This window comes from bacterium, assembly GCA_036524115.1.
GTDB lineage: Bacteria > JAUVQV01 > JAUVQV01 > JAUVQV01 > DATDCY01 > DATDCY01.
The window spans coordinates 1-10,848 of the sequence record DATDCY010000291.1 but is presented as its reverse complement, the minus strand read 5'-3'; the positions used below and the strand labels follow the sequence as shown (position 1 = coordinate 10,848).

Genomic DNA, 10,848 nt, shown 5'->3' with positions numbered 1-10,848 from the left:
GCTCCTGCCCCGGCGGAGCCCGCCCCCGCCCCGGTGCCGTCGGGCCCGCGCGCGCTCACCGCGATCGACGTCCAGAAGGCCGCCGACGGCCTGGTCGTGACGCTGCAGGGCAGCGGCCCGCTCACCTACGAGTACTTCCTCGTCGAGGGCAAGAGCCTCGTCGTGGACATCGCGGACGCGGTCAACAAGGTCTGGCCGCTCAAGAAGAAGGTCGGCGACGCCTGGGTCTCGCAGATCCGTCTCGGCGAGCACACGCAGCCGAAGAAGGCGACGCGGGTGGTCTTCGACCTGAAGAAGGTGGGCGAGTACCGCGTGGCCGGCGCGGGCGACCGCATCGTCGTTTCCTTCGGTGCGGCGGCGCTGTCGGCAGCCCCGGCGGCGCCTGCTGCCGCCGCGGCGGCCCTGAACACGGTGACCGACGTCTCCTGCCGCGCCGTCGACGGCGGGATGCGGCTCACGATCAGCACCAGCGCAAAGCCGGAGTTCACGGTCGTGGACTCGGGTGACCCGGCCAAGGTCGTCGTCGAGATCGCGAACGCGCAGATCCCAGAGAAGCAGCGCAAGACCCTGGACCTGGCGTCGCTCGGCGGGGACGTGGTCAAGGTCAGCGCCTTCCCGTTCGCCAAGGGCGAGGCCTCCCTGGTGCGGGTGGTGGCGCAGCTGCGCCAGCCGGTGCCGTTCCGCACCACCGCCGAGTCCGACCGGGTCCTCGTCGACTTCGAGCGTGCCGCCGCGCCGGCTGCGGCCGCCGCCGCTTCGACGTCCGGCCCGGCTGCGGGCGCCGCGGCTCCCGCTGCGACCGCCGCGGAATCCGCGGCGCCGCAGCAGCCTGCCGCCCGCGTGTACACGGGCCGCCGGCTGTCGCTGGATTTCAAGGACGCGGACGTCAATGACATCCTGCGGCTGATCTCCGAGGTCTCCGGCCTCAATTTCGTGGCCGGCCCCGAGGTCAAGGGCACGGTCACGATCAAGCTCACGGACGTGCCGTGGGACCTGGCGCTCGACATCATCCTCAAGTCGAACCAGCCGCAGCTGGCGCAGGTCCGCGAGTCCGAGAACATCATCCGGATCACGACGCTGGACAAGATTCTCGATGAAGAGCAGAAGCAGCGCCAGATGGAGGACGCGCGCCAGAAGAACATCCAGGCCCAGAAGGCGGCCGAGCCGAAGTTCACGCGCTACTTCCCGATCTCCTACGCGGGCAAGGACGACGCCGGCAAGAGCCGGCTCGAGGCCGTGGCCAAGAGCCTCGAGCAGTTCAAGTCCTCCGACGGCTCGGTCACGTACGACGAGCGCACCAGCACCATCATCGTCACGGACACCGCCGCCAACCTCGACCACATGGCCGAGGTGATCAAGGCCCTCGACGCGCCGACCCCCGCCGTCCTCGTCGAGGCGCGGATCGTCGAGATGACGAGCGGCTACGAGCAGCAGCTCGGCGTGCAGTGGAACGCCAACTTCATCGCCGACGCCCAGCACGGGAACGCGACCAAGTACGCCTTCCCGAACTCCATCTCGCTCAACGGGACCCAGGCCTCGGGCGGCAACAACTACCTGGTCAACCTGCCGGCGACGTCCCCGACGGCCGGCATCGGCTTCTCGTTCGGGCACATCGCCAACACGCTCACGCTCGACCTGCGCCTCTCCGCGATGGAGAAGCTGGGCCGCACGAAGATCCTCTCCAACCCCAAGGTGCTCGTCGTGCAGAACCAGAAGGCGCTCATCAACGTCGGCAGCCAGCTGCCGATCCCGAAGACCGACGCCGACGGCAACCGGACGGTGGAGTGGAAGGACGTCGGCATCCGTCTCGAGGTGACGCCGCAGGTCACCAACGACAAGAAGATCTTCATGGCGATCCAGATCGAGAAGTCCTCGCAGGGCGAGAACGTGCAGACCACCGAGGGCGCGATGTTCTCGATCAACACCAGCCGTGCGGACACGAAGGTGCTCATCGCCGACGGCGAGACCACCGTCATCGGCGGCATCTTCGTCCAGACCGCCATCAAGGACGACAGCTCGGTGCCGGGCCTCGGGAAGCTGCCGCTGATCGGCTGGCTCTTCAAGAGCAAGGGAGACAAAGAGAGCAAGCAGGAGCTGATGATCTTCCTCACGCCGCGGCTGGTCACCATCTAGGGCGCGGTGGCGCGCGCGAGGCGCGTGGGCGCGGAGATGCACCCCCCGGCAGGGCGGGTGCATTTCCTTTTGGGGTGAGGGAGGCCATGGTCTGGAGACACTACACGGCGGGCGAGTCGCACGGACCGGCGCTGCTCGCGTTCCTTGAGGGGATGCCGGCCGGCCTGATCCTGGGGCCGGCGGACGTCGACCCGGAGCTGGCGCGCCGCCAGCTCGGCCACGGCCGCGGCGCCCGGATGGGCATCGAGCGCGATCACGCCGAGTTCGTCGGCGGCGTGCGCTTCGGTCGCACGACGGGGGCGCCGATCGCCCTGCTGCTCAAGAATCGGGGGACGGAGCGCTTCGACGCGCCGCCGCCCGGCTACAAGCCGCTGCTCTTCCCGCGGCCGGGGCACGCCGACCTCCCGGCGGCCCTCAAGTACGACCTCGACGACATCCGCGACGTGCTCGAGCGGGCCAGCGCCCGCGAGACCGCGGCGCGCGTCGCCCTGGGCGCCTGCGCCAAGCAGCTGCTGGCGGAGTTCGACATCCGCGTGCACTCCGTCGTCGAGGCCATCGGCGGCGTCGGCCGGACGCTGCCCGAGCGCATCTCGGAGGCGGCGCGCCGCAGGGCCGAGCGCTCGCCCGTGCGCTGCCCCGACGCGCGGCTGTCCGCGGCGATGGTGCGCGCGATCGACGCGGCGGCCGCGCGCGGCGACTCGCTCGGGGGCGTGGTCCGGGTCGACGCCGAGGGCGTGCCGCCCGGGCTCGGCAGCCACGTCCAGTGGGACCAGCGCATCGAGGGGCGCATCGCCGCGGCGCTCATGGCGCTGCCCGGCGTCAAGGGTGTCGAGACCGGCCTGGGCTTCGCGGCGGCCGCGCTGCCGGGCTCGAAGGTGCACGACGCGATACACCACGCCGCCGCGGCCCCCTGGGGCTGGCACCGCCGCACCAACCGCGCCGGGGGCATCGAAGGGGGCATCACCAACGGCGAGACCGTGACGTTCCGCTGCGCGATGAAGCCCATCCCGACGCTCAAGCGCCCGCTGCCGAGCGCGAGCCTGCGCAGCGGGCGGCCCGGTCGGGCGGTGGTCGTGCGCGCCGACGTCTGCGCGGTGCCGGCGCTCGGGGTGGTCGCGGAGGCGGCGCTCGCCCTCGAATTGGCGGGGGCGTTGCGCGAGAAGCTCGGAGGCGACAGCATCCGTGAGATGCGTGAGCACTGGAAGGCGCTCCGGAAGCGGATCGCGCCCCGCGCCTGAGCGGCTGCTGGCCGCCGGACGCAACCTCTATCTCGCCGGCTTCATGGCGACCGGCAAGACGGAGACGGCGCGGGCGCTCGGGCGGGTGCTCGGGGTGCCGTGGGTGGACCTGGACGGGGAGATCGAGCGCGAGGCGGGGATGAGCGTGGCCGAGATCTTCGAGAAACGGGGCGAGCGGACGTTCCGCGCCGCGGAGCACAGGGCGCTGCGCGCGGCCGTGCGCCCCGGCGGCCGCGTGGTCGCGCTCGGCGGCGGCGCGGTCTGCTTCGAGCGCAACCGCGCGTTGCTGCGGCGCACCGGCCCGGTCGTCCTGCTCACGGCGCCGCCCGACGTGATCCTGCGGCGGATCGGCGGCTCGCGCACGCGCCCGCTCCTGCAGGGGGCGGACGCGGCGGCTCGCCTGCAGGCGTTGCTGGCGCGGCGCGCCCGCGACTACCGCCGCTACCGGCTGCGGGTCGACACCGCGGAGATGACGCCCCGCGGGGCCGCCGAGGCCGTCCTGCACGTCGTCGAGAAGGCGCGACGCCGCGCGGGTGCGGCCCGGGCGCGCCGGAAGGCCGCGCGCCTGGGAGGCACCTGCCGATGACGGCGGCGTTGGTGGAGACCGTCACCGTCGATCTCGGGGAGCGCTCCTACCCGATCTGGATCGGCGAGGGGCTGCTCGCGGGTCTCGGGGCGCACGTCGCCGGCCTCGGCCTCTCGGGGACGGTCGCCCTGGTCTCGGTGCCGCCGGTCTTCGAGCGCTACGGCGGCGCGGCCGTGGCGAGCCTGGCGGCGGCCGGCTTCGAGGTGCGCGTCGACGTCGTGCCGGACGGCGAGGCGTCGAAGTCCGTCGCGCAGCTCTCCGCGCTCTGGGACCGCTTCGTGGCCCACCGGCTCGAGCGCTCGGCCGCGGTCATCGCCCTCGGCGGGGGCGTCGTCGGCGACCTCGCGGGCTTCGCCGCCGCCACGTTCAAGCGCGGGCTCCCCTTCGTGCAGTGCCCGACGACCCTGCTCGCGCAGGTCGACTCGAGCGTCGGCGGCAAGGTCGCCATCGACCATCCCGGCGGCAAGAACCTGATCGGCGCGTTCCACCAGCCGCTGGCCGTCTGCGCCGACCTGGGCACGCTGCGCACGCTGCCCCGGCGCGAGCTGGTCGCGGGGCTGGCCGAGGTCATCCGCTCCGCCGCGGCGTTCGACGCCGCGTTCTTCGAGTTTCTCGAGGCGGACCTCGAGGCGCTGCTCGCGCTCGACGCGGGGGCCTTGCGGCACGCCGTCGCGACCTGCTGCCGGATCAAGGCCGCGATCGTGGCCGGCGACGAGCGCGAGACGGGCGGCCGGCGCAGCCTGCTGAATCTCGGGCACACCTTCGGGCACGCGCTCGAAACCTTGACGGGCTACAGCGCCTACCGGCACGGGGAGGCGGTCGGGTGGGGCATCGCGCGGGCGGCGCGGCTGGCGGTCCTCCTCGACCGCTGCAGCGAGGCGGACGCCGCCCGCCAGGAGGCGCTGCTGCGGCGCGCCGGGCTGCCGGTCGACGATCCGTCGCCGGACCCCGACGCGATGCTCGCGGCCATGGCACAGGACAAGAAGGCAGCCGGGGGGAAGGTGAGATTCGTCTTGACAGAAAAGATAGGAAGTGCAAACCTTTACGCCGACATCCCTGAGAAGTTACTCAGGGTGGTCCTCGCACGGACTGGACGGGAGAACAAGGCAGCCTGTACCTGCAAGGGGGTGGAGGGATGAAAGCATTTCGTGGGGCAGTCCTGTCGGTCTGTGTGGCGGCGGGGTTGGCGTGGCTCGGGGGGTGCGGCAACGCCCTCGACGACGGGAGCGACCCCTCCGGCTCGATCATCCGGGTGGTGAGCGTGAACCCGGAGCCGGCGACGGCCTTTACGCCGGACATCTTCGTCGACGTCTGCGATGCCAGCGCCGACCCCCCGGACACGGAACCGGGGATTCCCAACAGCTACGCCACGGTCGAGATGCTCAACGAGAGCCGGCCGAACACGCCGACCGGCAAGTCGACGAACTCCTTCGTGACGATGAGCCGCTACCGGGTGGACTTCACCGGGATCAACAAGACGGTGAACCTCCCCTCGCTCGACGGCGGCGGCCTCTCCGTCGGCATTGCGCCGGACGGGACGGGGACGATCACCGTGCTGGTGATGGACCTGCCGACGCTCGAGTACATCCGCTCGCACTATCCCACCATCGGCACGACCGAGGGGCTGACGCTGCGGGCCGACATCTCGATCTGGGGCAAGGACGCGTTCCAGGCGGACGTCAAGGCCACCGCGGAGGTCACCCTCGTCATCGAGAACTACGACCGCTGCCCGTAGGGCGACTGGGGGAGGGACGACGATGAACACCAGGCTGAAAAGAGACGCGCGGCTGCTCGTGCTCTTCGCGGTCCTCGCCGCGCTCCCGCTGGCGATCTGGGCCTGCAGCGACGCCGGGGACAGCCCCGGCGGTCCGACGGGCCCCTCGAGCAAGTACAATCCGAACATCGACTACGCGGGTGCGACGATCACCACGCGCGCGGAGCCGTCTTCCATCACGGCGCCCGGAGTCGTGTCGATCCTGGCCTATTTCAAGGACGCGAATGGTCTCCCGGTCGAGGGGGTGCCACTGTCGATCGCGGCCGAGGGTGGGGCCTCTGCGTACTTCTCGGCCCAGACGAACCCCACGCTCACCGGGCCGAACGGGGGCGCCTCGATCAACCTCAATGTGTTGGAGACGTGCCCGACCGGCAGCTATGCGTTCACCATCTACACGGGGCGCGCGTGGAGTGCGGAGGGGCACGTCGGGTTCATGGTCACCGGGGGTAGCGGGGGCGGAACGGGTGCGGTCACCAGCGTTGTCATTACGTCGGGCAACCAAGCCCCCTTGCTGAACGCGACCGAAAAGTACGTGGCGACGGTTACCGAGACCTGCAGCAGCGGATATGTGCTTGAGTTCAACTTCGACGACGGTCTTGGCTGGACGATAGCAGCTGCCGACAATAGCGTAGATATGCAGTGGGTCGCGTCTGGCACTTTCAATGTCATAGCGCGCGCAAAATGCGAGGGGGATCCGGACACCAGTTTCGTTGAGTCGGACCCCTATCCAGTCGTCGTTCCCTAGACGGAACCTCCGGGAGAGGAGATTCCCGGGAGCTGAGAGCGTGGCAACCGACAAGGGCAGCGGGGCGGCGGGAGCGGCCTCGGCGGAGATCGGGAAGTACCTCGAGATCCTCGCCAAGGACCCGAACTCGCGGGTCTTCGCCCCGCTCGCCGAGGCCTACCGCAAGGCGGGCCTGCTCGACGACGCCATCGAGACGGCGCGCGAGGGTCTGAACGTCCACCCCAACTACCTCGGTGGTCGCGTCGCGCTCGGTCGCGCGCTGTTCGAGAAGAAGTCCTTCGGCGAAGCGGCCGAGGAGATGCGCAAGGTCGTCAAGGCCGCCGCCGACAACATCATCGCCCACAAGGTCCTCGGCCAGATCGCACTGGCGCAGGGGGCCCTCCCCGACGCGGCGAAGGCCTTCCGGATGGTCGTGCTGCTGGATCCGCACGATCAGGAGGCGAAGAAGGCGCTCGCCGACATCGGCGCGGGGGTGGTCCCGCCCCCGCAGGCTGCGCCGCCTCCGGCTCCCGTTGCCGCCGCCCCGCCCGTCCCGAAGGTCGCGCCGGCCACGGCACCGGCACCGGCACCGTCGCCGACCGTGCCGCCTCCGCCCGCGGAAGCGTCGCCGTGGGGCGAGTTGGCGCTGGAGGGCCTCGACTCGCACCGGGTCGAGTTGGAGGAACCGCGTCCGCAGCCGCCGCCGGCGACAAAGCCGGAGGCGATCACCCTCGACGACATCGGCGTCGAGCCGCCGCCGATCGACCTCGAGGACATCGAGCCGGCCGCGGCGCCTCCGTCTCCGTTGCCCGACATCCCGCTCCCGGCATCGGAACCGGCGGAACCGCCGGCGGAGATCGAGATCTTCGGGCGTGAGCCCGCGGTGCCCCCGGCGGAGCCCGCGCCGCCTCCGGCAGCGCCGGTCCCCGAAGCCGAATCGCCGTTCGAGGTCTTCGGCAGGCAGAAGGCGCTGCGGCCCGGCGAGACGGCCAGGGACGAGCGGGAAGCGTATGCTGACATTGACCTTGAGGCGGCCGCGCCCGCGCCGGAACCGCAGCAGGCGCCGGAGCGGGGGCAGGACGAGGAACAGGACGGCGTCTTCGAGATCTTCACGCGCGAGCCGCGCCCCCGGGATGCCGCGGCCGTCAGGCCGGCACACGAGGATCGGCCGGTACTCGAGCAGCTGGAACTCGAGCCGACGGCGCACCTCCCGCTCGAGCAGCCGGAGGGCGAGCCCCCGGTGATCGAGCTGCACGAGGAAATACCGCGGATCGACGTACAGAGCGAGCTGGAGCTTGCCCTCGCCGAGGAACGCGACGCGGACGCCGCGCCGGCGCCGGAGCCCGGCCCACCGACCGTCGGCGAGGAGATCGGTTGGGAGGACGATTCCCCCGTGCAGGACGTCGCCGGGCCGCGGGAGGAAGAGAGCGCGGTCCCCGTGCTCTCGCCCGAGGAAGCCGCGACCGAAGAACTGGTCTGGGAGGAGCCGGCGGCCCCGGCCGAACCGCCCCCGCCTGCCGCGACGGAGGCAGTGGAGGCGCTCGCCGCAGCGGCGGCCCCGGAGTGCGCGCCGACCGAGGAGCTGCCGATCCCGTTGGATGCCGGCCCCGGCGTCGAACTCCCCGGGGATTGGGATGATGCCGCACCCGCGGCCCTGCTCGCCGAGGAGGCGCCGGCCCCCGAACCGGAGACGGCCTGGCTCGAGTCGCCGGTCGATCTGTCGGCCCTGGAGCCCCCGCCGGCCGAGCCGGCGGCGCAGGCAGGCGACATCGAGGCGTCCTCCGCCGAGACCGTGGTCAGCCTCGAGGAGGAGATCCCCAGCGTCGATCTCGCGGGAGAAATCGGGCCGGAGGCTTCGTTCGCCGAGGATATCGAAGAGGCCGGGAAGGTCGCGCCCGAAGCCGTTGCGCCAGCAGCGGCTTCCGCTGTTGCCGACGAAGTGGTGCCCGAACCCACAGCTGAACCCACAACTGAACCCGTAGCCGAAACCGCTGCCGAGCCCGTGGCTGAGCCGGCGGAGACGGCCGGGGCGGCTCCGGCCGCGGCAGGCACGTCGAGCGCCGCCCGCGGCGTCTTCGACACCGAGACGCTGGCGTCGATCTACATCAACCAGGGGTTCTACGGAAGGGCGGCCGCCATCTACGAGCGGCTCGCGACGGCCAGCCCCGACGACGCGGCGTTGCGCCGGAAGCTCGACGAGGTGCGCGCTCTCGAGCGCGCCCAGGGCGCCACGGCAGCGGCGGAGCCGGCGGCACCGGCGACCGGCGGCCGCCCCGACCGCGCCGAAACCATCCGGCGGCTCGAGGCGCTGCTGGCCGCATTCAGGGGAGGGCGTCCGCGATGAACTTCCGCGAGGTGCTCGAGAGGATCTGCTCGCGCGTCGAGGGGGCGCTCGGCGCGGTGATCATCGCCGAGGACGGCATCATAGTCGAGCGGCACGCCGCGGACGCGTCCCTCGACCTGGAGCTGGCGAGCGTCGAGCTCGTCGGCGCCGCGCGCGAGATCCGCCGCGCCACGGTGGCCGTGGAGGCCGGCGAGCTCGAGGAGCTGCTCGTCAGCAACACGGGCCGCCTCTCGCTGCTGCGGCTCATCGGCCCCGGGTACTACCTGCTCCTGCACCTCTCGCCCGGGGCGCTCGTCGGCCGCGGCCGCTACGAGCTGCGGCGGGCGGCGCACGAGCTGGCGCCGGAGTTCATCTAGGCCCGATCGCGATGAAGGTCCTCGTCGTCAACGGCCCGAACCTCAACCTGCTCGGGACGCGCGAGCCAGGCGTCTACGGCCGGCTGACGCTCGCCGAGATCGAGGAGCGGACCCGCGCGCTCGGCCGGGAGCTGGGCCTCGAGGTGGAGTTCGTGCAGTCCAATGGCGAGGGGGCGCTCGTCGACGCGATCCAGGGGGCGGCGGGGCGCGTGGCAGCGATCATCGTCAACCCGGCGGCGTACACGCACACCAGCGTGGCGCTGCGGGATGCGATCGCCGCGGTCGGGCTGCCAGCCGTCGAGGTGCACCTCTCCAACGTCCACGCCCGCGAGGCGTTTCGCAGGGAGTCGCTCACGGCCCCGGTCTGCCGGGGGGTGATCGCCGGCTTCGGTCCGGACGGCTACCTCCTGGCGCTGCGGGCGGTGGCCGCGCTGCTGGCCTCGTGAGGTCGAACCGGGGCGTTCTCCACGCCCGGAGGGTCGCGCGGCTTCGCTCGTCCGCCGGGCGCGGCGGGCCTGGCGCCTTCCTCGTAACCCACCTGCCGAACGTCCGCTGGCTCTGCGGCTTCACCGGCTCGGCCGGGACGCTGCTCGTGCTGCCGCGCGAGACCGTGTTCCTGACGGACTTCCGCTACCTGGTCCAGTCGGCGCGGGAGGTGCGGGCGGCGGAGCGGGTGCAGTACACGTCGAGTGCCACCGAGGCGGTGGCGGCCCGCGTCCGTCGGGCGCGCGTCAGGCGTCTCGGCATCGAGGCCGAACACATGACCGTCGCCGCGCACGCGGAGCTGGCCAAGGCGCTCCCCGGCGTCGAACTGGTGCCGCTGCGCGGGACGATCGAGGGGCTTCGCGCCGTGAAGGACCCCACGGAGGTTGTCGCGATCAGGCGCGCAATTGCGGTCGCGGCCCGGGCTCTCGGCACGGTGTCGAGGGACGTGCTCGGGCGGACAGAGGCAGATGTGGCCGAGCGGCTCCACGCCGCAATCCGCCGGGCGGGCGGTGACCAGGAGTCGTTCCCCACGATCGTGGCGTCTGGACCCCGTGCGGCGCAGCCTCATGCGTCACCGACGCGTTCTGTCATCGGTGGGGGAAGGCTTCTGGTAATCGACTGGGGTGCGCGCGTTGCAGGGTATTGCTCGGACATGACGAGGACGTTTTCGCCATCGAAGTGGGAAAGTCGAGGCAAGGACATCTACCGGATCGTCCTCGAAGCGCAGCGCGCAGCCATCGCTGTCGCGAGGCCGGGGGCCCGCGCTGCCGACGTGGACGCCGCCGCCCGCAATGTCATCGAGCGCGCGGGCTACGGGAAGGAGTTCGGGCATGGCACGGGCCATGGGGTGGGTCTCGAGGTCCACGAAATGCCGGTTATTTCGCCCAAGAGTGGGGACATCCTGCAACCCGGGATGGTGTTCACCGTGGAACCGGGCATCTATCTGGAAAATTATGGTGGTGTGCGCATCGAGGATATGCTATTGGTGACGCGGGACGGCGCGGAGGTGCTCAGCCGCGCCGTCCCGAAGCTCTTGGAACGCTGAGGAACGGAATCAAAAAGGACAGTACCGATGATGAACTTGAAGGATGTGAAGGACCTGATCGATCTGATCCAGGGGACGGATGTCGTCGAGGTCGAGGTCGAGCGCGCCGGCGCCCGCATCCGCGTCAGGCGCGACGGGTCGGCCGCGCCGCCTGCGCCCGCG

The 10,848-nt window shown here is 71.6% G+C and carries 10 protein-coding genes; all 10 read left to right on the top strand.

Features of this window, described 5'->3' with window-relative positions; genetic code table 11:
• A partial coding sequence (gene pilQ, locus VI078_13860) for a type IV pilus secretin PilQ (GenBank protein HEY6000369.1) occupies window positions 1-2,133 on the top strand: 2,133 nt, incomplete at its 5' end.
• An 86-nt stretch (window positions 2,134-2,219) separates the two neighbouring features.
• Complete coding sequence (gene aroC / locus VI078_13855) at window positions 2,220-3,371, top strand: chorismate synthase (GenBank protein ID HEY6000368.1); 1,152 nt, start codon at window positions 2,220-2,222, stop codon at window positions 3,369-3,371.
• Window positions 3,325-3,957, top strand: a complete 633-nt coding sequence (locus VI078_13850) for a shikimate kinase (protein HEY6000367.1) — start codon at window positions 3,325-3,327, stop codon at window positions 3,955-3,957. The genes aroC and VI078_13850 overlap by 47 nt, the downstream gene beginning before the upstream one ends.
• Window positions 3,954-5,096 carry a 3-dehydroquinate synthase gene (aroB, locus tag VI078_13845; protein ID HEY6000366.1) on the top strand — a complete coding sequence of 381 codons (1,143 nt, stop codon included), beginning with the start codon at window positions 3,954-3,956 and terminating at the stop codon, window positions 5,094-5,096. The genes VI078_13850 and aroB overlap by 4 nt, the downstream gene beginning before the upstream one ends.
• A gap of 32 nt (window positions 5,097-5,128) precedes the next feature.
• Window positions 5,129-5,692, top strand: a complete 564-nt coding sequence (locus VI078_13840) for a hypothetical protein (GenBank protein ID HEY6000365.1) — start codon at window positions 5,129-5,131, stop codon at window positions 5,690-5,692.
• A gap of 22 nt (window positions 5,693-5,714) precedes the next feature.
• A complete protein-coding gene (locus VI078_13835) occupies window positions 5,715-6,476 on the top strand; it encodes a hypothetical protein (GenBank protein HEY6000364.1) in 762 nt (253 codons plus the stop codon).
• Window positions 6,477-6,516: 40 nt separating this feature from the next.
• A complete protein-coding gene (locus VI078_13830; protein ID HEY6000363.1) occupies window positions 6,517-8,799 on the top strand; it encodes a tetratricopeptide repeat protein in 2,283 nt (760 codons plus the stop codon).
• A complete protein-coding gene (locus VI078_13825; protein ID HEY6000362.1) occupies window positions 8,796-9,155 on the top strand; it encodes a roadblock/LC7 domain-containing protein in 360 nt (119 codons plus the stop codon). The genes VI078_13830 and VI078_13825 overlap by 4 nt, the downstream gene beginning before the upstream one ends.
• Window positions 9,156-9,166: 11 nt before the next feature.
• A complete protein-coding gene (gene aroQ, locus VI078_13820) occupies window positions 9,167-9,601 on the top strand; it encodes a type II 3-dehydroquinate dehydratase (GenBank protein ID HEY6000361.1) in 435 nt (144 codons plus the stop codon).
• Window positions 9,598-10,686, top strand: a complete 1,089-nt coding sequence (locus tag VI078_13815; GenBank protein ID HEY6000360.1) for an aminopeptidase P family protein — start codon at window positions 9,598-9,600, stop codon at window positions 10,684-10,686. The genes aroQ and VI078_13815 overlap by 4 nt, the downstream gene beginning before the upstream one ends.
• Window positions 10,687-10,848: the final 162 nt, after the last annotated feature.

Excerpts from the sequence above, each read along its gene's own strand:
- aroQ (HEY6000361.1), top strand. The coding sequence starts at position 9,167 with ATGAAGGTCCTCGTCGTCAACGGCCCGAACCTCAACCTGCTCGGGACG.
- aroB (HEY6000366.1), top strand. The coding sequence starts at position 3,954 with ATGACGGCGGCGTTGGTGGAGACCGTCACCGTCGATCTCGGGGAGCGC.
- VI078_13835 (HEY6000364.1), top strand. The coding sequence starts at position 5,715 with ATGAACACCAGGCTGAAAAGAGACGCGCGGCTGCTCGTGCTCTTCGCG.
- VI078_13825 (HEY6000362.1), top strand. The coding sequence starts at position 8,796 with ATGAACTTCCGCGAGGTGCTCGAGAGGATCTGCTCGCGCGTCGAGGGG.
- aroC (HEY6000368.1), top strand. The coding sequence starts at position 2,220 with ATGGTCTGGAGACACTACACGGCGGGCGAGTCGCACGGACCGGCGCTG.